This is a genomic window from Pseudomonas mendocina (assembly GCF_900636545.1).
Classification (GTDB): domain Bacteria; phylum Pseudomonadota; class Gammaproteobacteria; order Pseudomonadales; family Pseudomonadaceae; genus Aquipseudomonas; species Aquipseudomonas mendocina.
Map to the genome: position 1 here is coordinate 1,334,326 of NZ_LR134290.1, position 24,267 is coordinate 1,358,592.

Consider the following 24,267-nt stretch of genomic DNA (forward strand, 5'->3'; position numbering starts at 1 on the left):
TCATGCGTTATTTGATGGTAGTCGCCCTAGTCACCGGCGTGTCGGCCTGTTCCATGACGCCCGAACTGGAGCGCCCGGCGCCACCGGTGCCGGCTAGCTTTCCAGAGGCTGCTGCGCTGCAGGGCGCCGCCGTGCCAGCCAGCGAAATGGGCTGGCGCACGATGTTCGCCGACCCGCAGTTGCAGCGCCTGATCGAGCTGGCGCTGGTGCATAACCGCGATCTGCGCCTGGCCGCGTTGAACGTCGATGCCGCGCGCTCGATGTTCAATATCCAGCAGTCCACGCGCCTGCCGTCGGTGTCGCTGGATGCCAGCCGCACTCGGGAGCGTGCCCTGGCGCAGGACAACAGTGGTGAGTCGCGACGCGAGGTGAGCAACCAGGTCGCCGTGAATGTCGGCGTCAGCGCCTTCGAGCTGGATCTGTTCGGCCGTGTGCGCTCGTTGTCCGATGCGGCGCTGGCCCGTTACCTGGCCAGTGAGCAGGGCCGCGATGCGGCGCAGATCAGCCTGATCGGGGCGGTGGCCGACGCCTATTTCGCCCGCCAGCTGGCCGACGAGCAACGCCAGTTGGCCCAGCGCACCCTCAAGGACTGGCAGCAGTCCCTGAAACTCGCGCGCCTGCTGCAGGATGCCAAGCAGAACAGCGGCCTGGATGTTGCCCAGGCCGAGGGGCAGGTGGCCAGCGCCGAGGCCGATCTGCAGGCGCGTCAGCGGGCCTATGTCCAGGCAGGCAATGCGCTGCAGTTGCTGGTTGGTGCTGAGCTGCCGGCTGACTTGCCGGCGCCGAGGGAACTCGCCCGGCAACCGCTGGTGGCGCCGCTGCCTGCGGGTTTGCACTCGGACATGCTGCTGGTGCGCCCGGACATTCGCCAGGCCGAACAGACCCTCAGCGCCGCCAATGCCGATATCGGCGCGGCCCGGGCGGCGTTCTTCCCGCAGGTATCGCTGACTGCTTCGTTCGGCTATGCCAGCACCTCCCTGGACAGTCTGTTCGACCCGAGCCGCCAGGTGTGGCGCTTCGCCCCGCAGATCTCCCAGCCGTTGTTCCAGGCTGGGCGCCTGCGCGCCGAACTGCGCCTGGCCAAGGTGCGCAAGTCCGAGGCGGTGGCCCAGTACGAGCGCGCCATCCAGGTCGCCTTTCGCGAAGTGGCCGATGCCCTGGCCGGTATGGCCACCCTGGACAGCCAGATCGAGGCGCAGACCCGCGTGGTGGCCAGCGCTCAGCGTCGTGTGGCGCTATCCGGCCTGCGCTACCAGGCCGGCGTCGATGGCCGCCTGGAACTGCTCGATGCTCAGCGCGGGCTGTACGCCGCCCAGCAGAGCCTGCTGGAGCTGCGCCGCGATGCAGCGATCAACAGCGTGGCCTTGTACAAGGCGCTGGGCGGCGGCCTGCGTGAGCGTACTATCATCACCGCCGCGAACGACCCCGCGGCCAATGCCGATCATCGAGAGCAGTAGTTATGTTGCGTGCCGTACCCAAACGCTGGTTGATTCTCGTCGCCGTGATGCTGGCCTTCATGCCCATCGTCATCGACATGACCATCCTGCATATCGCCGTGCCGTCGCTGACCCAGGCGCTCGGCGCGTCGAGCACCGAGATCCTGTGGATCATCGACATCTACCCGCTGCTGATGGCCGGCCTGCTGGTGCCCATGGGCACCCTGGCCGACCGGGTGGGCAACCGGCGCATCCTGCTCGCCGGCCTCAGCGTGTTCGGCGTGGCGTCGACACTGGCGGCGTTCGCGCCCACACCAGCGTTGCTGATCGCCGCACGGATCCTGCTGGCCCTTGGCGGATCGATGATCATGCCCTGCGTGCTGGGCATCATCCGTCGCACCTTCGAGGACGAACGCGAGCGGGCCATGGCCCTTGGTCTGTGGGGCACCGTTGGAGCTGCAGGCGCGGCAGTCGGCCCGCTGGTCGGCGGCGCGCTGCTTGAGCATTTCTGGTGGGGCTCGGTGTTCCTGATCAACGTGCCGGTGATGGCGGTGGTGATTCCGGTCGCCTTCGTGCTGCTGCCGCGCATCGAGGAGACCACGCCGGGCAAATGGGCCATCGGCCAGGCGCTGATCCTGATCGCCGGCATCATCAGTGTTGTCTATGCCCTCAAGGCCGGGGTCGGCGGTACCCAGCCGTTGCCAATGGCACTGCTCATGCTGATTGTCGGCCTCGCATTGCTGACCCTGTTCACCCGCCAGCAGTTGCGTGCGGCCGAGCCGATGCTCGATCTGTCGCTGTTCGGCCGCCCGGTGCTGCTGGCCGGGCTGATCATGGCGGTAGTGGCCATCGGCGCCCTGGCCGGCGTGGAACTGACCCTGGCGATGGAGCTGCAGTACGTGCTCGACAAGTCGCCGCTTGAGGCCGGCATCTTCATGATTCCGATCATGGCGGCGGCAGCGGTTGGCGGGCCGCTGGCCGGCTACCTCTCCAATCGCTTCGGCCTGCGCGCGGTGGCCAGCCTGTCGCTGCTGGTTTCCGCCGGCGCCCTGGGCTTCGTGGCGCTCGCCGATCTGCATGAGCCGGGCGTCAGCGTGCCGGTGGTACTCGCCGTGCTGGGGCTGGCGCTGAGCATCGGTCTGACGGCCTCGTCGATCGCCATCATGAGCGCGGTGGAGGCCAGCAAGGGCGGCGCGGCAGGTGCCCTGGAGGCCACCGCCTACGAGTTGGGTACCGGGCTGGGGATTACCTTCTTCGGGGTATTCATGTCCAGCGTGTACGGCCATACCATCGCCCTGCCCACAGAGCTGGCGGCAGCATTGGCCGAGCGTGCGGCGCGTTCGATTGGCGACAGTTACCTGGTGGCCGCCGAGTTGCCGGCCGAGCAGGGCAGTGCGGTGATCGCGGCGGCCAAGGCGGCGTTCTCCAGTACCCACTCGATCTTGCTGTGCACCGCGGCCGTGGTGGTCGGTGTGCTGGCTGTCGTGGTGTTCAGGTTGTTCAAGGGGCAGCGCGGGCAAAGCGCCCACTGAGAAAACGGGCCGCCATTGCGGCGGCCCGGCTGTTCTACCAGCGATAGCTCACCGTGCTCACCACCTGGCGCTCGTCACCGTAGTGACAGGTAGAGAACCCGCACTGGGTGTAGCGCTTGTCGGTCAGGTTGCTGGCGTTGACGGTCAGATCCCAGTGGTCGTCGATCTGGTAGCGCGCCATGGCGTCGAACAGGGTATAGGCTGGCATTGCCGACTCCATAAGTGAGGCCTGCGTTGTACCCATGTAGCGAACGCCGAGGCCCACAGTCAGTTGCGGAATGCCCCAGTTGATGAAGTCGTAGCTGCTCCACAGGGCGGCCTGGTGGTAGGGCGTATCATCGCTACGCTGACCCACTTCGGCGGCAATCGCGCTCTTGGTGGTGCGTGCATCGGTATAGGTATAGGAGGCGATCACGCTGAGTGCTTGGGTGACATCCGCCTTGGCTTCCAGCTCCAGACCGCGCGAGCGAACCTCGCCAGTTTGTCTCGGATCGTCATTGCTATCCAACTTCAGCACGTTGGTTTGGGTCAGCTCATAGATGGCCGCACTGAGGAGCAGGTTGCTGTCCTTGGGCTGATAGCGCACGCCCACTTCGTATTGCTTGCCTTCGGTGGGGGCGAAGGTTTGGCCAGTCACCTCTGCAACAGAAACGGGGAAGAACGACTCGCTATAGCTGATATAGGGGGCCAGGCCATTATCCGCCAGATAGACGAGCCCCGCGCGGTAGGTAGTGGCTTCGTCATTCTGACTGGCCTTGGCATCATTGCTGTGTGCCGTTTGCTGCTGGTCGGCCCAGTCATGACGGCCACCCAGCACCAGAATCCACTTGTCGTTGAACGTGATCTGATCTTGGAAATAGACACCCTTTTGTCGCGTGTCGAGCTGTGAGCCACGATCCAGGCTGCGATCCTTGTTCACCACTACCGGTTGCCCATAGTTGTAGCGGGTCAGATCCAGGCTGGGGGCATTGCCACGGAAGTTGTGCGAATCGTAGGAGGTGTCGTAGCCATCGAAACCGACCAGAACCGTGTGCTCGACACTGCCGAGCTGCCATTTCGATTCGATGTTGGTATCGCTGGCCCATGTCCGCGCACGTTCGTGGCGATCGCTGTAGCGGCGCAGCAGTGTGCCGGTACTTGCGGAGAAGTTAATGGCTGCAGCAGAGGGTTGAATTTGCAGGTAGCTCCACTTCACGTCGGTTTCGTAATAACGCAGCTTATGGTTGAGCGTGAAGTTTTCGTTGAAGTGGTGTTGAAATTCGTAGCCCAGAGTCGACATCTCGCCATTCATGTCGTCGTAGTCCGGCTCGCCGATGAAATCGTGGCGACCGATCTTGAAAGCGCCGTCACCTACACCTTTGACCAACTGATAGGGCAGGGGCGCGGGGAAACGCGTATCGGTCTTCTGGTAGAAGGACAGCAGTGTCAGCGAGGTATCTTCGTTGGGGCGCCAGGTCAGCGCCGGGGCGATGTAGAATCTGTCGTCGTTGATATGATCCTGCTGGGTGTCGCTGTTGCGGCTGAGCAGGGTCAGGCGATAGCTCAGGGTGTCGCTACCGGCCAATGGGCCGCTGAAGTCTGCAGAGAGTTGCTTGCGGTCGTGGGAACCCGCTTGCAGGTTCAGCTCATGGAAGGGCGTTTCAGTCGGGCGCTTGCTGACGCCATTGATCATGCCGCCCGGTGAGAGCTGGCCGTAGAGCACCGATGCCGCGCCGCGAATGACCTCGACGCGCTCCAGGCCATAAGGTTCCTGAATGCCGTCGTAGGAGTTGTTCTGCAGGCGCAGGCCGTCACGCAGCGAGCCGCCGGTGCCGGATTCGACCTCGAAGCCGCGGATGCGGAAGCGGTCCGCGGTGCGGTTGAAATTGGTCGGGCTGCTGGTGAGCCCTGGCGTGTAGCTCAGCGCCTGGGACAAGGTTTCCGCCTGGCGGTCGCGGATCTCGTCGTTGGTCACCACCGAAATCGACTGCGGCGTCTCGGTAATCGGCGTATCGGTCTTGGTAGCACTCATGTTGTGCTTGGCCACGTAGCCAGCCACATATTCGTTGGGGTGTTCCTTAGTGGCACCGATCACGGTCGTGGCGCTCAGTTCCAAGCTGTCGCTCTGGCGAACCAGGACATAACCGTTATTCCCCATGCGGGCTGAGTAGCCGCTGCCTCGCAGCAGGGTGGCGAAGCCTGCGTCGATGTCGTACCGGCCGTGCAGGCCCGGGCTTCGCAGGTCGGCTAGGCGCTGCGGCTCGAATGCCAGGGGCACACCGGCTTGTTGCGCGAAACGGTTCAGTACATCGGCCAAGGGGCCGGCTTCGATGTCGTAGTGGTTTTGCGCTTGCTCGGCTGCGTGAGCGGGCGCAGGCATGGTGACAACGCTGCCCAAAAGGGCTGCGAAGCTCAGATGAATGGCCAGGGCAAGGGGCGTGACAGCGTAGCCAAGGGGCGCGGCGGAGGTGCGCATGGTCGATAGAGTCCCGTGTTTTTTGGTGTCTATCGTCCTTGACGGGCCAGGTGCAAAAAGCGGAACCCGGTCGTGCGATTTTTTTGTTACTGATTCAGGGAGCGCGGCTGATCACCTTCAGCCATGGGGTGAATTCGCGAATCCGCAGTGGTAGCGCCTCGGCGAGCAAGTTCAGGGCTCTGTCGCTGTCGTCCAGTGGCAGCACCGCAGATACGCGCAGGTCAGCCAGCGCCACGCGGTCGAACTGCATGTGCCCCGGGAACTGCCTGGCCAGTTGGTCGAGCACCGCGGGCAACGGCTGGTCCTTGACCACCAGTTGATGATGGCGCCAGGCGTCCTCGACGCTGCGGGTATCCACGGTCGTCGTCAGTTGCACGTCGTTGCGGGTGATGCGCGCCTGCTCACCTGCGTGGACCTCCAGTGCCTGCGGATTGCCGCTGGCCGTTGCGGCCACGCGCGATTCGAGCATGGTCACCAGTGTGGCCCCGTCTCTGCGGGTGACCACGAAACGGGTGCCCAGCGCACGGACTTCACCCTGTTCGGTCGCCACGATAAAGGGGCGCGTCGAGTCGTGGGCAACGTCGATCAGCACTTCTCCGCGCAGTAGGCGAACGCGTCGCTGCTGGCTGTCGTACTGTAGGTCGAGGGCGCTGTTGCCGTTAAGGGTCACCCGTGAATGATCCGGTAGCTCGTGCGCCAGCCATTGAGCGGGTTGGGTGCGCAGATCAGCCAGCAGATAGCTGGGTAGCTCGCTTTGCCAGAGCGCCCAGACCGGCAGCAGCGCTAATAGCATGAGTGCAGTGGCCATGCGTTTGCCGCGATAGCTGCGCTTGCGGCTGGTGAAGGCCGCATCGAGCGCTGCATGCACCGAGGCCTTTTGCGCACGCAATGCTGACATCTGCCCGATAAAGGCCTGCAATCGTTCGGCGGCCGCAGCATGCCGTGCATCGCTGCGCTTCCAGGCGTCGAATTCGGCTGCCTGGTGCTCATCGGCCTCGGGGCCATTGAGCCGGATCAGCCAATCGGCGGCTTGCTCATTGATCGACTCGAGGTCGCTCATGCGTGCGCTCAGACCTCCAGTGCATTGCTGCAATGCAGCAGCGCTTGCAGAAGATGCTTGCGCACCATGCGCTCGGAAATCCCCATCTGCACAGCAATGTCGATCTGACTTTGACCATCGAGGAAGTAGAGCAGGAAAGCCTGGCGCTGCTTGGCGCTGAGTTCTTCCAGCACGAACGCGATCTGCTCCAGGGCTTCGAGCGTGGTGAGAATCTGCTCGGGTGACTGGTGACCGGAAAGGCTTTCGACGGTCAGCGCCAGCTCACGCAGGTAGGCGTCTTCGATCTGTTTGCGGCGCGACTTGTCGATCACCAGACGGCGCGCCGTTGTCGTCAGAAAGGCACGTGGCTCGCGAATGGTGCCGAGAACCTCTCGCGAGGAAAGGATGCGGGCAAAGGTGTCCTGCGCCAGATCGGCCGCGTTATGAGAACAGCCCAGCTTGCGCCGCAGCCAGGCGAACAGCCAACCGTGATGGTTACTGTACAGCTCATGGATCGCTTGCTGGAAAGGGGGCTCGGCCGCAGGCATGCGCACACTCGCGATGGAGGAGTCGATACTCAAGCTCAATTGAGAATTGTTCGCATAATATCGATTTGCCGGTGCACACTGCAAGCACTGGGCGTGCTCAAGGTCGTATCGCCTGTGCGCGTCGATCTGCCTCCCTGCTCGATGAACCGAGTACAAGCGCTATCACAAGACGGCGCGTGTCTTCTCGGGCAAGAACGTGGAACTGTTTCTGGGAAACTTCGTAAGCCTGCTGGCACGCGAGCGAGTGGGCACTAGAAGCGCATTTCACCGGTTCAAGGATTGGGAGTGCTGGCCGGTGATCCGCGACCATTTGGAAAGTCGACGTGGAGCCCATCAAGGGCAAGCGCTTCCGCAAGACGTTCAAGACCAAGGGCGAAGCACAGCGCTTCGAAGCATCCTGCAGGGCCAAGGTCGTCGAGAACCCGGATTGGTCGCCCAGGCCGAAAGACTGTCGCACCCTCGCTGAGCTGGTTGGCCTCTGGTTCGATCTGCACGGGCATTCCCTGCGCGATGGTGAACGCCACCGTAGCAAGCTCGATGCTCTGGCCAAGCGCCTGCGCAATCCACAGGGCGCCAAGCTCGACCCGCAAACCTACGCCCAGGATCGCCGAATCAGGCTAGGGGAGGGCGCCTCGCCCAAGACACTGAGCAACGAGCTGGGCTACCTGCGTGCGGTCTATAACGAACTGCGTGGTTTGGGTGTGCTCGACTACGCCAACCCGCTTGCCCTGGTGAAGCCGCTCAAGGTGCAGGAACGGGAGCTGTCCTGGCTGACCACCGAACAGATCGCTGAGCGGCTGGAAGAGATCCGGCGTGGCTGCGACAACCCGCACGTCGAGATAATCGCCTTGATCTGCTTGGCCACCGGTGCTCGATGGTCAGAGGCTGAGAAGCTCAAACCGACCGGCCTGCGCAATGGTGTGATCACCTTCAGCGGAACCAAGAACGGCAAGGTTCGTTCCGTGCCGATCACTGCGGAGCTAGAAGCCAAGATCGTCAGGCACTGGAAGCAACACGGCCAGCCAAACTCGGCCATCACCTCGTTCCGCCGCGCCCTGGCCAGGACGACCATCCGCTTACCAAAAGGCCAGGCCGCTCACGCCCTGCGACACACCTTCGCCAGTCACTTTATCCAGAACGGCGGCAACATCCTCACCCTGCAGAAAATCCTGGGTCACTCCAGCCTGGCCATGACCATGCGCTATGCGCACCTCGCGCCGGATCATCTGCAGGATGCTGTTAGGTTTGGACCGCTTAGTTAGGCTTAGGCTATTAACAAATAAAAAAGGCCGGGAATGCCGACCTTTTCACTACACGACCAGATTCAGGCCCAGAGCGGTAGGACTCGCTCTAGCATCTCCCTTTCTTGGCTTGACCCGGTGGGCAGTGGGGTGGGCCGCCGCCGCCGTCGCCGATATCAATGCCTATGCCTGGTAGCCTCAAGCTACAGCCCGAAATAAGAACCGCAGCCATGATTAGGGCGACAATTCGTGTGGTCATTTAGCAACTTCCTTTCATACGATGCCCTGGTGGGCAAAAATTTCCGCCGCGATGATCGCCGATGTCTAAGCGAATGGCGTCTTCGTCACCTATACGGGCGTGAACGCCTGGCGCGCTGAAGCTGCAGCCAGTCAGCGCAAGAACCGACACAAGCGTTATCAATGTCATGTAATTCATTGTTGTGCTCCTGAACTCAAGCGCCGCAGTTCGGCTATCCGTAAACGGAGTTCGCAGCTACTTGAGTCGTTGGACGCTTGGGTTTGATTTCCGTTCCGTTGGCTGGGTACGGTGAAAAAGCCGTTTCGACATCTTTTCGACACGCAAAGAAAAACCCCTGACTTTCTCTAGGAAAATCAGGGGTTTATTTGGTGGAGCCGGGGGGATTTGAACCCCCGTCCGCCAGCTCTCCGCTATTGGTTCTACATGCTTAGCCATCTCTATTGAGTTAACTCCGCGCCGCCCGAGTGGCAGGGTGCTTGGAGCGAGCTGCATGAGTTTTAGCCGTTACGTCTGCAGCGAACTTGGCGGCGATCCTGTTCTATATGACTGACCAGATCTTCGGGTTTACAGGCATCCCCTAGGGTCAGCTGGCGCCCTTAGGCGGCCAGAGCGTAGTTGTCGTCGTTGGCAACTATGAAATTGTGGCAGCGGATTTACGAGAACTGTCACCTACTCGGCATGCCCCTCAAGTTTCGCTACCGGCGTCGAATCCTAATCGGCCCCAAAACTTTCGTGGTTACAGCTAGGACGCGAAGTCTACGCCAAAGGTTCCTCAGCGTCGACTGCGGATTCTGTCTCGGGAAGCTATGATGGCGCCTCGCGTCTGCCCGCGACCTCTGGAAAGGAGCCGTAATGCCGAGTTCTAGCCGCTACCCCCTGCGTCAGTGGATCTGGCGAGCGTTCGTGCAAAGCGCGCTGATCCCGCTGATCCTCGTGGAGTCGGTACTGATCGCGGTGTATCTGCTGAGTAACCAGGCGATTCGTGATGCCCAGGTCGAGCATCTGCAGGAGACGGCGGTGAAGGATCTGGCCAGCGCCGCGTTGCGGGAAGGGCAGATCATCGATGGCCGCCTGCGCTCCATCGAGTCGCTGGTACAGGTCTTTCGCGATGCAACGCACGAGGCGCTGCTCGATACGCGCTTCCGGGCGGACGACCTCGAGCGCCAACGTCATGCGGTAACTGACTCAGGCGTTTTTTATACCCGCAGCGATGACGGCCGCGCGGCTTCCTTCTACGCCAACAGCACGCCTCTTTCCCTGCAGGACCACGCCAAGGTCATGCGCCTGTCGCAGATCGACCCGCTGATGCGTTCGATCCAGCAGGCCAACCCGCTGGTAGCGGCGCTGTATTTCAATACCTGGGACAGCTACAACCGTATCTACCCCTGGTTCGATACGCCAGCGCAGTATCCCCATGACATGGTGATACCTGACTACAACTTCTATTACCTTGCTGATGCCCAGCACAATCCGCAGCGCAAGGTGATGTGGACCGAGGTTTACCTGGACCCGGCTGGCCTCGGCTGGATGATGTCGGCTATCGCGCCGGTGTATCGCGATGATTTCCTCGAGGGCGTGGTCGGCCTGGACGTAACCGTCGGCCAGGTACTGGGCGAGATTGCCGAACTCAATGTGCCCTGGCAGGGCTATGCGATGCTGGTCAGCCATGACCACAACATCATGGCGCTGCCCAAGGCCGGGGAGCTGGATTTCGGCCTGCGCGAGCTGACCCAGTATTCCTACGATGAAGCCGTGCGCCGCGAGGTGCTCAAGCCCGAGGACTTCAACCTGGCCAAGCGTGAGGGCATGGCGCCGTTGCTGCGGGCGATGAATGAGGGCGACGGCAACGTGCAGGAAGTGGTGCTGGGCGGCCGCAAGCAACTGGTGGCCTGGAGCGAGATTCCGCAGACCGGCTGGCGCTTGCTGTTGGTGGTGGACGAGGAGCAGATCTTCCATGACACCAACCAGCTGGCCGAGCGCTACCTGCAGATCGGCTACCTGCTGATCGCCGGCTTGGCGGCGTTCTATCTGTTGTTCTTCGCCCTGATGTGGCTGCGTTCGCGCCACCTTAGCAACCAGTTGGCTGAGCCCATCGACGGCATCGTCGACATGGCGACCAGCCTGGGGCAGGGCAAGTACTCGCCTGCGGTGCCGGACAGCCACATCGCCGAGGTCAGTCGCCTGGCCGAGGCAGTGCAGCAGGCCGGCAAGCAGCTCAAGGCCAGCGAGCATGAGCGGCAGGAGGCACAAAGCATCCTGCAACTGGTGCTGGAGAGCACCACTGAAAGTCTCTGGCAGATCGATACGCGTGATCTCACCATCGATCTCAGCGAGCGCTTCGTGCGGCGTTTCGGCCTGGGTGCGAGGCATCTGACGCTGAGCGAATTCAACCAGCGTGTGCATCCTGATGATCTGGAGCGCCTGCGCCATCTGCGCAAGTTGTTCGCCGACAATGGCGAGGAATATTTCGACGCTGAGTATCGCTATCTCGATTGCCGTGGCGAGTACCTCTGGTTGCTAAGCCGAGGCAAGGTTCTGTTGCGTGACGAGAACGGCTGGCCGCTGCGAATCGCCGGTACGCACGTCGATATCACCCGACTCAAGCAGGTGGAAGATGACCTGCGCCACGCCAGTCTCGAGGCGCTCGCCGCCAGCCAGGCCAAGAGCCGTTTCCTGTCGAGCATGAGCCACGAGCTGCGCACGCCGCTCAACGCGATTCATGGCTTCGCCCAGTTGATCGAAATGGAGGCGCAGGACAAGCACGATGCCAAGCTGGAGGCCGACTATTCGCGCGAAATCGTCAATGCCAGCCGCCACCTCACCTCGCTGGTGGACGATATTCTCGACTTGTCGAGCATCGAGAGCAGGCGCCAGCAATTGCAGTTCCAGCCTATCGAGATCGGTGCCTTGCTCACTGGTTGTGCCGAGCTGGTGCAGCCCGAGGTGCAACAGAAACAGCTGCAACTGCAGGTGATGGAGGCTGCCGATCCGCCCTTGTTCGTGCAGGGCGATCCACGGCGGGTGCGGCAGATTCTGCTCAACCTGCTATCCAACGCGATCAAGTACAACAGCCCGCGCGGCACGATTCGCATGGGCTACGAGGTGCGTGCCGACTGCGTTCGATTGTGGGTCGACGATACCGGGCCGGGCCTGTCGAGCGAGCAGCTGGCGCAGCTGTTCCAGCCATTCCAGCGTCTGGGGCGTGAAAGCTCGAACATCCCCGGTACCGGTATCGGGCTGGTGCTGTGTCGCGAACTGGCCACACTGATGGACGGAGAGATCGGCGTGCGTAGCGAGCCTGGCGTGGGCAGTCGCTTCTGGCTCGACATACCCAGTGCTGCCAGTCCAGAGGGCCTGCGCGATGAAGCCGCTGATGTGCCGGAGCAAGCTGCACGCAGCCTGGTGCAGGTGTTATGCGTGGAGGACCACCCGGCCTGCATGAAGATCCTACAGGCCTCGTTGCGAGAGTTCGCCGAGGTTCGGGGCGTGAGTTCCTGTCAGCGGGCGCTGGCCGAGTTGCAGGACAGCGAGCCTGCGCTGGTGTTGCTGGATATCGACCTGCCCGATGGCGATGGCCTGGAAGTGCTCGACGTCATGTGCGCCGAGCCACGCTTACGGGATGTGCCGGTGATGGTGATCAGTGCGGTGGCCGATGCTCGCCTGTTCGAAGATGCCAGGGCGCGTGGCGCCTCCGCCTGCCTGAGCAAACCGGTGGATCTGCAGGAAGTCAGGCAGGTGGCGCTGGGCTTGCTCTACAGCGGTTTCTGAGCGGGCCGCTGCGCTTATTCGCTGGCTGATAGCAGGTCCAGTGCTTCGCCGAGTACCTTGACCGACTCGGTGTGATCGCCTGCCTTGTGTAGGGCTTCGCCCTCGGCACGCAACTCCTTGACCTTGGCCAGCACCTCGGGATCGGAGGGTGGGTCGCTTTGCAGCAACGCGTCGATCTTGGCCATGTCCTGCGGGCAGTGCATGGCCCAGAGCGGCAGGCTGATCAGGGCGGCGGCGAGAAACATGAGTGTGCGACGCATGATGGCTCTCCTGAAACGGGCGGCAGGAATCTCAGTATAGGAGCATCCTGCCGTTGCGTTTGCCGCCTGAGCGTGTACCGATGGGCTGCAACTGATGACGCAGTCGTGCGTTGTATGCAGCCGCTGCCCGCGGGCTCCAGTATGCTGTGCACTTGATTCAGCCCATGCAAGGAATGCGTATGAACATGCCAATGACCGTCGAGCAACTGCAGCAGGCCTGCGCCGCGGGTGATCGTTTCGACTATCTGTATTTCTGGGGGCACAGCCGAGCTGCAGGCGCGCCGGTTGGCAAGAGTTGCCTGAGTCAATGGTATCCCTCGGCCTTTACCCTCGACGGCATCCACTACGCCACGGCCGAGCACTTCATGATGGCCGGCAAGGCTCGACTGTTCGATGACGCCGAGGCGCTGGAGCGAATCCTGGCTGCGCGCACACCGAATGAGGTCAAGGCGATTGGCCGGCAAATCCGAGGCTTTGACGAAGCGCGTTGGCGTGAAAGCCGCCAAGCCATCGTCTTCGAGGGCAATCTCGGCAAGTTCTCGCAAGACCTCGAGCTGGCGCGATACCTGTTGGATACCGCGCCGCGTGTGCTGGTCGAGGCTAGCCCTGTCGATCCCGTCTGGGGTATCGGCCTGGCCGAGGGCGACTCGAACGTTCGTACCCCGGCCACCTGGCGTGGTCTCAACCTGCTGGGGTTTGCCCTGATGCAGGTGCGCGAGTGCCTGTTGAACGAGCCCGAGTGACTACCTCGCGAGGTTTGAGCGAGCCTCCCGTCGCACGTGGCGAGCAGCCGATGAGCGCCAGTGTGCTCAGTAGTGATACCAGCGCAGTTCCAGCTTCACCTCATTGACAGGGCTGGCCAGTTGGCTGAACTCACGCTGGGCGCTCAGGCGCAGGCCGAGGTTGCGTGATACTTCCCACTGCTGGTTGAGCGACAGGCGCCGGCGTACTTCGCCGTTGTGGAAGTAGTCGCCGGCTGCCTCCAGGGTCAGGTTGCCCAGCGGGTTGCGCCATAGCAGCCCTGCGTTGAAGCCCAGCGCTGGGGAAACGACCGCGGCAAAGTCCTCGTTATATTCCAGGCGGGTGGTGCCGAGGGCGAAGCCGAGCAGGTCGCGATGCAGCTCCCAGGTGGCGCCGGCGCCACCGCTGATATGGCCTACCAGCCGGCTATCGCCGCCTTCGCCGAGCACCCGCTCCAGGCCGCCGCCAACCTGCCAGGACAGCGGCTGAAGCAGGGCGTTGCGCGGTGTCAGCGAGCGGATATTGGCCAGGTCCAGGCGTTGCAGTTGCCAGTGGTTGTTCTCGTACTGGCGCAGCTTGAGCTGGAATATCTCGATCTGCGCGCCCAGTGGGAAACCATCGAGGTTGTCGTTCAGGTCGTGGTAGGCCATGCGCAGGCCGTATTCGGCAAAGGCGCGATCATCGCGGCTGCCCCCGGCCAATTGCCAGGTGCGCGATTCGTGGCCTTCCTCGGGTAGTGGTGGGCGTTCCACCTCCAGCGGTGGCGGCGGGTTGCGGTTTATCGCGCCGAGCAGCTGGAAGCTGCGCTGGGCGTTGCTGCTGCGTTCTTCGTCATTGGCGTGGTAGCGCACCAGGCGAAAGGCCGCGTCCTGAGTCAATGCGCGACGCTCTTTGGATATTGCGAGAAAATCGGCGCTCTCGAGTTGCGCCGGGTCTTCGCTCAGGCGCAGCGCCCAATTCTGCTCTTCACTTTCCAGCGGTTCGGCACGCGCCAGCAACTCACGTTCGCGTGACGGGCGATAGTCGATGCGCTCCACCAGCCCGGCGTCCTTGACTGCGCGAACGGTGTCGGTGGGGATGGCGGTAAGCGGGAAGTGCTCGGTCAGTTCGATGCCCGGGCGAGCGATTTCCAGCAGTTCGAGCAGGCGATAGGAGCAGTTCTCGTCGAAGAAGAAGTAGTCGAAGCGGATCTGCTTGAGTTCCCAGACGTGCTCGACCATACGCGCGGTTTCTTCCGGCGTCAGATTCAGTCGGTACTCCCACAGATCGCGGTTTTCCAGGCGATTGTATTCGCTGAGTTTGTCGCGGTACGGCACCAGGGCGAACAGGCCGGGGTAGCCGCCCATCAGCCCCCGCCAGGCGTAGAGGATGCTGTTGTCGTTGCCTTCGATGAAGGCACCGAAGTTCAGCGCGTAACTCAGTAGGGCGGTGTTGTGGCTGTCGATGTCGGGTTGGTCGATGCGCAGCAGGGTGTGGCCGAACATCGACGAGGGGCTGTTCAGGTAGGCCGCCGGGAACACCAGCACCGTGCTGTGCGGATTGACGTCGGCGAACCAGTTCCGATATTCGGCGCAGTCCGGGCTGGGGAGGTCATCGAGCTGTAATTGTGCCTTGAGCCAGCGGGTACGGGCCGGGTAGATGCATTGTGGGTGGCGGTCGCCCAGCTCGGTCGGCTGGTACAGGGCCTTGAGGGTCGCCTGCAGTTCGGCCGCCGGGTCGCTGGCGCCGTTCCCGGCGAGGAAGAAGTCATCGTCGTCGACATAGCTGCGCCAGCCGCCGAGTTTGCCGGTTTCGTAGTGGCCGAGGGCGATCCAGTACGGATCGGTAGCCAGCGTTTCGGCTGTGGTTGCGTGCAGGGGAAGGCTGAAGCTCAGGGCAAGGACGGCGAATATCCGTTTCAAGGTCGCTGTTCTTCTGGTCATGGCGATGGCCGAGCTTTGGCCAGGCTGCCGACTGGTGTCAAGGCAGTCGAACACGACATTTCGCGCAAGTGCTGATCGGCGTCAGTCATGCGTGGCGCGCTGCGCAGCACACTGAGCGTTCTTCACAAGCAAGGAGAATGCTCATGGCTCACCGTGATGTGCTGGATGCTCTGCTGCATGAATACACGACGCGCGCCGAGGCGATTCGCCGCGACCTGGCGCGCAGTCACTCGGCGGACTTCGCCGAGCAGGCGCAGCAACGGCAGAATGATGAAGTGCTCGAAGCGTTGCTGGTCGAGGCCGAACATGGCCTGCTGTTGGTGCGTCAGGCCCAGCAGCGACTGGCCGAGGGGCGTTATGGCGAATGCCTGTGCTGCTGCGAGCCGATCGAGGCGGCGCGCCTCGCCGCTCTGCCGGTGGCCGAATACTGCCTACGCTGCGCCGAAGACCTGGGTGATCACAGTAGCCAGGCGGCCAGACTGAAATAGAACAGCAACGTGCACAGGTCGGTGACTGCCAGGGTCACCGGCCCTGCGGCGATCTTCGGGTCGAGCCTCAGTGCGTGCAGCAGCGTCGGCACGCTGAGGCCGAGCAGGCAGGCTGCGCAGAGTGACAACAGAATGCTGCCGCCGATGATCAGGCCGGTCCAGGCTTCGTCGCGCCATAGCCAGACGATCATCGCCACCAGGCTGCCGCAGGTGCTGCCGAGCAATAGCGCAGTCGGCAGTTCGTGGCGCAGGCTGCGCAGGTACCAGGCGAGATCGGGCCGGACGCTGCGTAGCGCCTGGATGGTCACCGACATCGATTGCATGCTCACGCTCTCGCCCAGGCCCAGCACCAGGGTGAGGAAGAAGGCGAGGACGATGCTCTTGGCCAGGGTCAGCTCGTAGAGGCTGGCCAGCAGGGCGCAGAGGGTACCGCTGGCAATGGTCGCCAGCAGCCAGGGAACACGCAGGCGGAAGGCCCAGAACGGTGAAGCATTGCCAACCTGGGCGACGTGAAAGCCCAGGGTCTCGAACAGTGCATCGGCCTGGTTGCGCTGGCGCAGGTCATGGCTTTCTTCGTTGAGCAGGGCGATATCCACCAAGCCGCACAGGCGCTGCTGCTCGTCCACGACTGGCAGCGCCAGGAAGCGGTGACGGATCAGCAACTGACAGGCGTCGAGGATGGTCGCGCGATTGGGCAGCGCGATCACGGCCGTATCCATCAGTTCGACCAGCTTGGCGTCCAGTGGCGCCGTGAGCAGGCGACGGCTGGGCAGCACGCCGATCAGGCGCTGCTCATCGTCGACCACATAGAAATAGATGATGCGCTCGCCCAGGCCCTGGGTGCGGATGTCCTCCAGCGCTTCACGCACGCTGAGCTGGTGATTGAGCGCAGCGTAGTCCTGGCGGGCGGCATGCAGGACGGGGAGATGCAGGTGTTGGGCACTGGACATGGCGGCTTTCGCGCAAGGAAGGTGATGGACAGCTTATCCCGGCTCGGATTTTTCACCCTGAGCTGAATCAAACCTTGATCCCTTTCGCGCCACAGGCCCAGAATCACCCCATGTTTTTGCGGAACTTCCGCCCGCTATAAAGGATCGCCAATGTCCAAGCGTAGCCTCGATGCTTTGCGCCTTGCCCCCGAATCTCTGACCCGCCCCTTTGCTCCCGAGCAGTTCAACTTCAGCAGCACCGATGACCTCGAACCCTTCCGCGGTGTACTCGGCCAGGCCCGTGCGGTGGAGGCCTTGCAATTTGGCGTGGCGATGCCGCGCCCTGGCTATAACGTGTTCGTCATGGGCGAGCCCGGCACCGGGCGCTTTTCCTTCGTCCAGCGCTACCTCAAGGCCGAAGCCAAGCGCATGGAGACGCCGGCCGACCGGGTTTACGTCAATCATTTCGACGAGCCGCGCGAGCCACGTGCGCTGGAGTTACCTGCCGGTACGGCGAGCGACTTCATCGCCGACATCAACCAGTTGATCGACAACCTGCTGGCTACTTTCCCGGCAGTGTTCGAAACGCCGACCTACCAGCAGAAGAAGAGCGCCATCGACCGCGGCTTCAACAAACGCTACGACCAGGCGCTGGACGTGATCGAGCGCTTGTCGCTGGAGAAGGGCGTGGCCCTGTACCGTGACAGCACCAATATCGCCTTCACCCCGATGGCCGACGGCAAGGCGCTGGACGAGGCCGAGTTCGCGCAGTTGCCGGAAGCTGATCGCGAGCGCTTCCACGCCGATATCGCCGCACTGGAAGAGCGCCTCAACGAGGAGCTGGCCAGCCTGCCGCAGTGGAAGCGCGAGTCGAGCAATCTGCTGCGTCAGCTCAATGAAGAGACCATCACTGTCGCCTTGCAGCCGCTGCTGGCGCCATTGTCGGAGAAGTACGCAGAAAACGCCGGTGTTTGCGCCTACTTGCAGGCCATGCAGGTCAACCTACTGAAAACTGCCGTCGAGCAACTGGTGGATGTCGACAAGGCTGACCCACAGTTGCGCAAGCTACTGGAGGAAATGTACTGCCCGAGCCTGGTGGTCGGTCACCACGCCAATGGCGGTGCGCCGGTGGTGTTCGAGTCGCACCCGACCTACGACAACCTGTTCGGCCGTATCGAGTACAGCTCCGATCAGGGCGCGCTGTACACCAGCTACCGTCAATTGCGCCCGGGTGCACTGCACCGTGCCAACGGTGGCTACCTGGTGGTCGAGGCGGAAAAACTGCTCGGCGAACCCTTCGTCTGGGAGGCGCTCAAGCGCGCTCTGCATTCGCGCCAGTTGAAGATGGAGTCGCCGCTGGGCGATCTCGGTCGCATCGCCACCGTCACGCTCAACCCGCAGGTCATCCCGCTGCAACTGAAGGTCATCATCATCGGCTCGCGTCAGTTGTACTACGCGCTGCAGGATCATGATCCGGACTTCCAGGAGATGTTCCGCGTACTGGTTGACTTCGACGAGGACATCCCGCTCGCCGAGGAAAGCCTGGAGCAGTTTGCCCAGTTGATGAAAACGCGTACCTCGGAAGAGGGCATGGCGCCCTTGACCGGTGCTGCCGTGGCGCGCCTGGCCACCTACAGCGCACGTCTGGCCGAACATCAGGGGCGCCTCTCGGCACGAATTGGTGACCTGTTCCAGTTGGTCAGCGAGGCCGATTTCATTCGCCAGCTGGCGGGCGAGAAGATCACCGACGTCGGTCATATCGAGCGAGCCCTCAAGGCCAAGGCCACCCGCACCGGGCGCGTCTCGGCGCGGATCATCGACGACATGCTGGCCGGCATCATCCTCATCGACACCAGCGGCGCCGCCGTCGGCAAGTGCAACGGCCTGACCGTGCTGGAAGTCGGCGACTCGGCCTTCGGCGTTCCGGCGCGGATTTCCGCCACGGTGTATCCGGGGGTAGCGGCATCGTCGATATCGAGCGTGAAGTTAGCCTCGGTCAGCCGATTCACTCCAAGGGGGTGATGATCCTCACCGGTTTCCTCGGCAGCCGCTACGCACAGGAATTCCCCCTGGAAATCTCCGCGAGCATCGCCCTGGAGCAGTCCTACGGTTACGTCGACGGCGACAGTGCCTCGCTGGGCGAGGTGTGCACACTAATTTCGGCATTGTCGCGCACGCCGCTCAAGCAGTGCTTCGCCATCACGGGCTCGATCAACCAGTTCGGCGAGGTACAGGCCGTCGGCGGCGTCAACGAGAAGATCGAAGGCTTCTTCCGCCTGTGCGAGGCGCGCGGCCTCACGGGTGAGCAAGGGGTGATCATCCCGCATTCCAATGTCGCCAACCTGATGCTCGACGAGCGCGTACTGCAGGCCGTGCGAGACGGTCAGTTCAACGTATATGCCGTGCGCCATGTCGACGAGGCGCTTAGCCTGCTGGTTGGCGAGGCGGCCGGCCATCCAGACGAGAAAGGGCGCTTCCCCAAGGGCAGCGTCAATGCCCGTGTGGTCGAGCGCTTGCGCGATATCGCCGAGATCGGTCTGGAAGAGGAAGGCAAGCCTGCCGAAGAGAAGGCGAAGGCCGAAGCCGAGTCGGCAGCAGCCAAGCCGGCCAAGGCACCGCGACGCAAGAAAGGCGAGGCTGACGCCGCGAGCTGATCAGATCTTGCACGATTGTCCCGGATCGCCCGGGGCAGGCGTGCAGGTCTTATTGCTAACGCCTCATGCACAGAGTTATCCACAGATTGCGTGGATAACTTTGGCTTCACAGCGCAGGCGCTCGGGGTGTAGGCTGGAGGCTGGATTCCGCGAGGATAGCCGCCATGTCGCGCAGCCTCTGCCTCACCCGTCAATGCCTGGGCCTGGTCACTCGCATCGAGTGCGTGATCCGGCCGATGGCCGGTAACAGCGGCCGCTGGATATTGCTCTGCGCGGCCGGCATGTCAGGTGCGCAACCCTCTGCGATCAAGGCGCAAGGCCCTTTCTATGGGCCTTTTGTCGCGGAAGGCGTACTTGATTCGATTGCCGATAGCCTGGCCTTGCAGGGATATGTCGAGTGCAGCGAGCCGCCCATATGGCGTTTGCACATGCAGGCCGAGCTGCGCCGGGTCAATGGCGAACGTACCAGCCCGCTTGGCGCATTGCAGCGCCGCCCCGAAACTGACGGGCACAGCTGAAACGCCTGGAACGACGACTGTCGGAGCGCTTGCAGCGCACTCCCTGTGGCAGGGTTATCCACAATACGCTGGCGGCTTCTGCTGATGCAGGGCGATGGGTATACTCGCCGCGATTTTCTCCCTTCCCTTCAGTGAGTCTTCCATGGAACGCTTTATCGAAAACGCCATGTATGCATCGCGTTGGCTGCTGGCGCCGATTTACTTTGGTCTTTCTCTGGGTTTGCTGGCGCTGGCGCTGAAATTCTTCCAGGAAGTCTTTCATATCCTGCCGAACGTGTTCGCCATGGCGGAGTCCGACCTGATTCTGGTGCTCCTGTCGCTGATCGACATGGCGCTGGTAGGCGGCCTGTTGGTGATGGTGATGATTTCCGGCTACGAGAACTTCGTCTCGCAACTGGATATCGACGAGAGCAAGGAGAAGCTCAACTGGCTGGGCAAGATGGACTCCAGTTCGTTGAAGATGAAGGTGGCCGCTTCGATCGTGGCCATCTCCTCGATTCATCTGCTGCGGGTGTTCATGGATGCTCGCAACTACGAGACCAATCACCTGATGTGGTACGTGATCATCCACATGACGTTCGTGGCCTCGGCGTTCGCAATGGGCTACTTGGACAAACTGACTAAGCACGATTGATCCAAGAGGCTTCAAGACCGCCCGTCCGAACAGACGGGCGTTTTGCTTTCTGGGCTTGAGCTTTTTCTTTGTTGTACAAGAATTATATTTGTATAGGTTCTTGTATAATTAAAAAAGCAGGAGGAAAGCCCAGATGAATCTGCATGATCTATCCAGTCACGCCCAGGCCGGGCGCATCGATGAACTCAATCTGATCTCGCTCGAGGGCGGTATCTATCTGCTCGAAGCGCGCATGGACGGCCGTGCGCATCCGATACTCAACGAGCGAGGCAGCACCTTGAGCCTGCGCTCGGTGGAGCATGCGCGCGACGTGCTGCAGGAAATGCCAACGCTGCCGTTCTTCCTGGTGCACAGCTCGGTACATGACGAGATGTGCGGTATGCCATCGGCCGACAACAGTTTGCGCGTGCCCATCGCGTTTCGCTCTGGCTGGTGACAGCACTGCAGATGACCTTTGATATCGAGGGCGGCGTGCGCCGCCTGATCCTGATTCTTGGCGACCAGCTCACTGCCGGCCTCGGTGCACTGGCGGATATCGACCCGCAGCGGGATCATGTGCTGTTGGCTGAGGTGATGGAGGAGGCCAGTCATGTGCCGCATCACCCGAAGAAGATCGCCCTGATCTTCAGTGCCATGCGCCATTTCGCCGAGACCTTGCGCGCTCAGGGCGTGCAGGTGCACTACGTGACGCTGGATGATCCGCACAACAGCGGATCCTTGCCCGGTGAGCTGCAGCGCTGGACGCAGTGGCTCGACCCCGCCGAAGTGCATCTGACCGAGTGTGGCGACTGGCGTCTGGAACAATCCCTGCGTCACTGTGGCGTGCCGATTCACTGGCATCAGGACAGCCGTTTTCTCTGCACGCGCGAGGCCTTCGCCGCCTGGGCGAAGGGGCGCAAGCAACTGCGTATGGAGTTCTTCTACCGCGAGATGCGCCGCAACAGTGGCCTGCTGCTCAACCCGGATGGCACGCCCGAGGGCGACGCCTGGAACTTCGATGCCGACAACCGCAAGGCGTTGCCCAAGGGCGTGCAACCGCCTGCGCCGCTACGTATCGAGCCGGATGCCATCACCGCCGAGGTACTGGAGCTGGTATCGCGGCGTTTCGCCGATCACTACGGCAGCCTGGAAGGCTTCGATTACCCGGTTACGGCCGACGAGGCCGAGCGCCTCTGGCAGTATTTTCTCGCCCATGGCCTGGCCGATTTCGGTGACTATCAGGATGCCATGGCCGATGGCGAGCCCTTTCTCTTTCACTCGCGCATCAGCGCCGCATTGAATATCGGTTTGCTCGATCTGCGGCGGATCTGCGCCGAGGTCGAGGCGGCCTATCGCGCAGGCGAGGTGCCGCTGAATGCCGCCGAAGGCTTCATTCGCCAGTTGATCGGTTGGCGCGAGTACGTACGCGGGATCTACTGGCTGCGTATGCCGGAGTATGCCGAGGGCAATCGCTTCGGCAATTCACGAGCGTTGCCCGAGTTCTACTGGACCGGCAAGACGCGCATGAAGTGCATGCGTCAGGCCATCGGCCAGACGCTGGAGCACGCCTATGCGCACCATATCCAGCGCTTGATGGTCACCGGCAACTTCGCGCTGCTGGCCGGCATCGCGCCCAAGGCCATCTGCGACTGGTACCTGGCGGTGTACATGGACGCCTTCGACTGGGTCGAGCTGCCCAACACTTTGGGCATGGTGATGCACGCCGACGGTGGCTACCTCGGTTCCAAGCCCTATTGCGCCAGTGGCCAATACATCAAGCGCATGTCCAATCATTGCCAGGGCTGCAGCTATAAGGTGAGCGAGAGCACCGGCGAGTCGGCCTGCCCGTTCAACGCGTTGTACTGGCACTTCCTCATGCGCCACCGCGAGCCGTTGCAACGTAATCCGCGCCTCGGCATGGTCTATCGCAACCTGACGCGCATGAACGAGGCCAGGCAGCAGGCGCTATGGGACTGGGGCGAACACCTGCTGGCCAGGCTCGATGCGGGTGAGGTGCTGTGAAAAAGAGCGAGTTGCCGGTGAAGGCTTGCGTGGTCTGCGGCCTGCCGTTCACATGGCGCAAGAAGTGGGCGCGATGCTGGGACGAGGTGCGTTACTGCTCCGAGCGTTGTCGGCGTTCGCGCTGAGCGGGTGACCGGAATCGGCTCCGGGCACCCGCTGTCGAGGCTCAGACCTGAAAACGCGCGACCATGCCTTGCATGTTGGCTGCCAGATTCGACAGGGCGCGGCTGGCGGTGCTGGTCTGTTCCGAACCGGCCGAGTTCTGCAGTGACAGATCGCGAATGTTGATCAGGTTGCGGTCCACTTCGCGGGCGACGTGGGCCTGCTGTTCGGTGGCACTGGCGATCACCAGGTTACGGTCGCCGATTTCGGCAATTGACTGGATGATCTGATCCAGCGCGACCCCGGCGCCCTCGGCGATTTCCAGCGTCTGCTTGGCCAGGCCATTGCTCGACTCCATGGCGCGCACCGCCTGTTCGGTGTCGCCCTGTACGGCGCTGATCATGCTTTCGATCTCTCGAGTCGATTGACCGGTCTTGTGCGCCAAGGCGCGGACCTCGTCGGCGACCACGGCGAAGCCACGGCCTGCTTCGCCTGCCCGCGCTGCCTCGATGGCCGCGTTGAGAGCAAGAAGGTTGGTCTGCTCGGCAATGCTGCGAATCACGTCGAGCACCTGGCTGATGCCGCGGACCTTGCCGGCCTGCTGATCGAAGTTGCTTGAGGTGGAGTCCACGTCGGCTGCCAGCTGGTTGATCGACGACAGCGTCTGAGTGATGCGCTCGCTGCCCTGGCGGGCAACACGCCCCGATTCGCTGGAGCTTTCCGAAGCGCTGGCGGCGTTGCGCGCCACCTCATCCACCGCGCTGCTCATTTCGGTGACGGCGGTGGCGGCCTGGTCGATCTCCAGGCTTTGCTGGTGCAGATTACGCGCGGTGCCGTCGGTCACAGCGCTGAGTTGTTCCGCGGCCGAGGCAAGCTGACTGGAGGCGTCGGCGATCTGCTCAATGGTACCGCGCAGGTTGCCCTGCATGCTTTTCAATGCCCTCAGCAACTTGGCTGGCTCGTCGTTGCCCTGGGTATCGATGGCCAGGGTCAGGTTGCCACTTGCCACCGAGTCAGCAACCTGTACTGCCTCGGCCAGCGGCCTGACGATGCTGCGGGTCAGCAGCGAAGCCAGAATGACTGTGGCGATGGCTGCCAGGGCCATGGCCAGCAGCGTGCCGCGCATCGCTCGGGCATAGACGACTTCCACAGCCTTGGCTGCGTCCGAGGCGCCTTCGCGGTTGTGCAGGATCAGGTCGTTCAAGGCCTTGATCATGGTGTCGGCTTGCGGATTGAGACTCGTGTAAAGCAGCGCCAGAGCGGCCGCTCGGTCATTGTTGGTCAGGTGCTGGGCCAACTGCGTGCGAGTTGCCAGATAGCTGCTCTCAAAGCGTTTGAAATCATCGTAGTGCGCCTGCTCTTCGGCGGAACTGATCAGGCCCTCATAGCGTTGCTGCATCCGTTCCAGATCAGCCAGAAGCGTCTGCGCCTGGGACATGTTGTCCTGCAGTTGCTGGGCATTCTCGCTAAGCAGCATGCGCAGTGTGGTGGCGCGCAGCCGCAGGATGTCCTGAGATACATCGCCAAGGGTATTGAGGCTTGGCACCCAGTTGCTGTCGACCTCTCTGGAGCGCTCATGCATGCTGCTCATCTGCAGCAGCGAGAAGCCGCCAAGGGCGAATACCAGTAGCGCGATCAAGCCGAATCCTATTGCAGCACGTGGGGCTATGGAGATTGATCTGAAGTTCATGGTGGCAATACTCGGAAGTTGAAGAGGGACTGCGTGCTGAAGCACGGCTT

Annotated in this window: 19 protein-coding genes, 1 other RNA gene and 1 pseudogene; 12 read left to right on the plus strand and 9 right to left on the minus strand. The window is 62.4% G+C overall.

What is annotated here, in order from left to right; all coding sequences use genetic code 11:
• The first annotated feature begins 2 nt into the window (after positions 1-2).
• Positions 3-1,457 (plus strand): efflux transporter outer membrane subunit, encoded by a 1,455-nt coding sequence (locus EL191_RS06120; RefSeq protein WP_041977375.1) that lies wholly within the window; start codon positions 3-5, stop codon positions 1,455-1,457.
• 2 nt (positions 1,458-1,459) lie between these two features.
• A complete protein-coding gene (locus EL191_RS06125) occupies positions 1,460-2,968 on the plus strand; it encodes an MFS transporter (protein ID WP_041977378.1) in 1,509 nt (502 codons plus the stop codon).
• A gap of 34 nt (positions 2,969-3,002) precedes the next feature.
• Here the strand turns inward: EL191_RS06125 and EL191_RS06130 are convergent, their stop codons facing one another.
• The 3 genes from EL191_RS06130 to EL191_RS06140 form a co-directional block, all read right to left on the minus strand.
• Entirely contained in the window at positions 3,003-5,423 is a 2,421-nt protein-coding gene (locus tag EL191_RS06130; protein WP_041977379.1) for a TonB-dependent siderophore receptor, read from the minus strand.
• Between the two features lie 94 nt (positions 5,424-5,517).
• The gene (locus tag EL191_RS06135; protein ID WP_041977381.1) at positions 5,518-6,483 is read right to left on the minus strand and encodes a FecR family protein; all 966 of its coding nucleotides are present in this window, start codon (positions 6,481-6,483) and stop codon (positions 5,518-5,520) included.
• An 8-nt stretch (positions 6,484-6,491) separates the two neighbouring features.
• Positions 6,492-7,010, minus strand: a complete 519-nt coding sequence (locus tag EL191_RS06140) for a sigma-70 family RNA polymerase sigma factor (RefSeq protein WP_041977384.1) — start codon at positions 7,008-7,010, stop codon at positions 6,492-6,494.
• 323 nt (positions 7,011-7,333) lie between these two features.
• Between EL191_RS06140 and EL191_RS06150 the strand changes: the two genes are divergently transcribed.
• Complete coding sequence (locus tag EL191_RS06150; protein ID WP_041977385.1) at positions 7,334-8,272, plus strand: phage integrase; 939 nt, start codon at positions 7,334-7,336, stop codon at positions 8,270-8,272.
• 88 nt (positions 8,273-8,360) lie between these two features.
• On the opposite strand, the gene EL191_RS24520 is transcribed toward EL191_RS06150, so the two are convergent.
• A complete protein-coding gene (locus EL191_RS24520) occupies positions 8,361-8,510 on the minus strand; it encodes a hypothetical protein (protein ID WP_224490557.1) in 150 nt (49 codons plus the stop codon).
• A 366-nt stretch (positions 8,511-8,876) separates the two neighbouring features.
• Positions 8,877-9,233, minus strand: a transfer-messenger RNA (tmRNA) gene (ssrA, locus tag EL191_RS06155).
• Positions 9,234-9,362: 129 nt separating this feature from the next.
• Here ssrA and EL191_RS06160 point away from each other — a divergent pair.
• On the plus strand, positions 9,363-12,278 hold the full coding sequence (locus EL191_RS06160; protein WP_041977386.1) for a hybrid sensor histidine kinase/response regulator: 2,916 nt from the start codon (positions 9,363-9,365) through the stop codon (positions 12,276-12,278).
• 14 nt (positions 12,279-12,292) lie between these two features.
• On the opposite strand, the gene EL191_RS06165 is transcribed toward EL191_RS06160, so the two are convergent.
• Positions 12,293-12,538, minus strand: a complete 246-nt coding sequence (locus EL191_RS06165) for a hypothetical protein (RefSeq protein ID WP_013714364.1) — start codon at positions 12,536-12,538, stop codon at positions 12,293-12,295.
• 179 nt (positions 12,539-12,717) lie between these two features.
• On the opposite strand from EL191_RS06165, the gene EL191_RS06170 reads away from it, so the two are divergent.
• Complete coding sequence (locus EL191_RS06170; protein WP_041977387.1) at positions 12,718-13,281, plus strand: NADAR family protein; 564 nt, start codon at positions 12,718-12,720, stop codon at positions 13,279-13,281.
• A 66-nt stretch (positions 13,282-13,347) separates the two neighbouring features.
• Here the strand turns inward: EL191_RS06170 and EL191_RS06175 are convergent, their stop codons facing one another.
• On the minus strand, positions 13,348-15,201 hold the full coding sequence (locus EL191_RS06175; protein WP_164722330.1) for an Lnb N-terminal periplasmic domain-containing protein: 1,854 nt from the start codon (positions 15,199-15,201) through the stop codon (positions 13,348-13,350).
• A gap of 143 nt (positions 15,202-15,344) precedes the next feature.
• Here EL191_RS06175 and EL191_RS06180 point away from each other — a divergent pair, with 143 nt between their 5' ends.
• The gene (locus EL191_RS06180; protein ID WP_013714367.1) at positions 15,345-15,689 is read left to right on the plus strand and encodes a TraR/DksA family transcriptional regulator; all 345 of its coding nucleotides are present in this window, start codon (positions 15,345-15,347) and stop codon (positions 15,687-15,689) included.
• On the opposite strand, the gene EL191_RS06185 is transcribed toward EL191_RS06180, so the two are convergent.
• Positions 15,659-16,639, minus strand: a complete 981-nt coding sequence (locus EL191_RS06185; RefSeq protein ID WP_041977390.1) for a magnesium transporter — start codon at positions 16,637-16,639, stop codon at positions 15,659-15,661. The two genes, EL191_RS06180 and EL191_RS06185, sit on opposite strands and share 31 nt — an antisense overlap.
• Before the next feature lie 150 nt (positions 16,640-16,789).
• Here EL191_RS06185 and EL191_RS06190 point away from each other — a divergent pair.
• The 6 genes and pseudogenes from EL191_RS06190 to EL191_RS06215 all read left to right on the plus strand — a co-directional run bounded on the left by EL191_RS06190 (position 16,790) and on the right by EL191_RS06215 (position 22,550).
• Positions 16,790-19,272 (plus strand): annotated as a pseudogene (locus tag EL191_RS06190) (Lon protease family protein).
• Positions 19,273-19,436: 164 nt separating this feature from the next.
• On the plus strand, positions 19,437-19,790 hold the full coding sequence (locus tag EL191_RS06195; RefSeq protein WP_041977394.1) for a PA4575 family protein: 354 nt from the start codon (positions 19,437-19,439) through the stop codon (positions 19,788-19,790).
• Positions 19,791-19,932: 142 nt separating this feature from the next.
• Positions 19,933-20,424: a TIGR00645 family protein gene (locus EL191_RS06200; RefSeq protein ID WP_013714371.1), complete on the plus strand. Its 492-nt coding sequence runs from the start codon at positions 19,933-19,935 to the stop codon at positions 20,422-20,424.
• 133 nt (positions 20,425-20,557) lie between these two features.
• Positions 20,558-20,860: a DUF6482 family protein gene (locus EL191_RS06205; RefSeq protein ID WP_041977395.1), complete on the plus strand. Its 303-nt coding sequence runs from the start codon at positions 20,558-20,560 to the stop codon at positions 20,858-20,860.
• A gap of 11 nt (positions 20,861-20,871) precedes the next feature.
• A complete protein-coding gene (locus EL191_RS06210; protein WP_041977399.1) occupies positions 20,872-22,425 on the plus strand; it encodes a cryptochrome/photolyase family protein in 1,554 nt (517 codons plus the stop codon).
• The gene (locus EL191_RS06215) at positions 22,422-22,550 is read left to right on the plus strand and encodes a DUF2256 domain-containing protein (protein ID WP_013714374.1); all 129 of its coding nucleotides are present in this window, start codon (positions 22,422-22,424) and stop codon (positions 22,548-22,550) included. Before EL191_RS06210 ends, EL191_RS06215 begins: the two co-directional genes overlap by 4 nt.
• Positions 22,551-22,591: 41 nt before the next feature.
• On the opposite strand, the gene EL191_RS06220 is transcribed toward EL191_RS06215, so the two are convergent.
• Positions 22,592-24,217, minus strand: a complete 1,626-nt coding sequence (locus tag EL191_RS06220; RefSeq protein WP_041977402.1) for a methyl-accepting chemotaxis protein — start codon at positions 24,215-24,217, stop codon at positions 22,592-22,594.
• Positions 24,218-24,267 lie beyond the last annotated feature (50 nt).

What these genes read in the sequence shown, in the direction of transcription:
- EL191_RS06180 (WP_013714367.1), top strand. Translation starts at nt 15,345, where the DNA reads ATGGCTCACCGTGATGTGCTGGATGCTCTGCTGCATGAATACACGACG.
- EL191_RS06140 (WP_041977384.1), bottom strand. Translation starts at nt 7,010, where the DNA reads ATGCCTGCGGCCGAGCCCCCTTTCCAGCAAGCGATCCATGAGCTGTAC.
- EL191_RS06220 (WP_041977402.1), bottom strand. Translation starts at nt 24,217, where the DNA reads ATGAACTTCAGATCAATCTCCATAGCCCCACGTGCTGCAATAGGATTC.
- EL191_RS06125 (WP_041977378.1), top strand. Translation starts at nt 1,460, where the DNA reads ATGTTGCGTGCCGTACCCAAACGCTGGTTGATTCTCGTCGCCGTGATG.
- EL191_RS06130 (WP_041977379.1), bottom strand. Translation starts at nt 5,423, where the DNA reads ATGCGCACCTCCGCCGCGCCCCTTGGCTACGCTGTCACGCCCCTTGCC.
- EL191_RS06195 (WP_041977394.1), top strand. Translation starts at nt 19,437, where the DNA reads ATGTCGCGCAGCCTCTGCCTCACCCGTCAATGCCTGGGCCTGGTCACT.
- EL191_RS06135 (WP_041977381.1), bottom strand. Translation starts at nt 6,483, where the DNA reads ATGAGCGACCTCGAGTCGATCAATGAGCAAGCCGCCGATTGGCTGATC.
- EL191_RS06170 (WP_041977387.1), top strand. Translation starts at nt 12,718, where the DNA reads ATGAACATGCCAATGACCGTCGAGCAACTGCAGCAGGCCTGCGCCGCG.
- EL191_RS24520 (WP_224490557.1), bottom strand. Translation starts at nt 8,510, where the DNA reads ATGACCACACGAATTGTCGCCCTAATCATGGCTGCGGTTCTTATTTCG.
- EL191_RS06200 (WP_013714371.1), top strand. Translation starts at nt 19,933, where the DNA reads ATGGAACGCTTTATCGAAAACGCCATGTATGCATCGCGTTGGCTGCTG.
- EL191_RS06165 (WP_013714364.1), bottom strand. Translation starts at nt 12,538, where the DNA reads ATGCGTCGCACACTCATGTTTCTCGCCGCCGCCCTGATCAGCCTGCCG.
- EL191_RS06185 (WP_041977390.1), bottom strand. Translation starts at nt 16,639, where the DNA reads ATGTCCAGTGCCCAACACCTGCATCTCCCCGTCCTGCATGCCGCCCGC.
- EL191_RS06175 (WP_164722330.1), bottom strand. Translation starts at nt 15,201, where the DNA reads ATGACCAGAAGAACAGCGACCTTGAAACGGATATTCGCCGTCCTTGCC.
- EL191_RS06120 (WP_041977375.1), top strand. Translation starts at nt 3, where the DNA reads ATGCGTTATTTGATGGTAGTCGCCCTAGTCACCGGCGTGTCGGCCTGT.
- EL191_RS06160 (WP_041977386.1), top strand. Translation starts at nt 9,363, where the DNA reads ATGCCGAGTTCTAGCCGCTACCCCCTGCGTCAGTGGATCTGGCGAGCG.
- EL191_RS06210 (WP_041977399.1), top strand. Translation starts at nt 20,872, where the DNA reads ATGACCTTTGATATCGAGGGCGGCGTGCGCCGCCTGATCCTGATTCTT.
- EL191_RS06205 (WP_041977395.1), top strand. Translation starts at nt 20,558, where the DNA reads ATGAATCTGCATGATCTATCCAGTCACGCCCAGGCCGGGCGCATCGAT.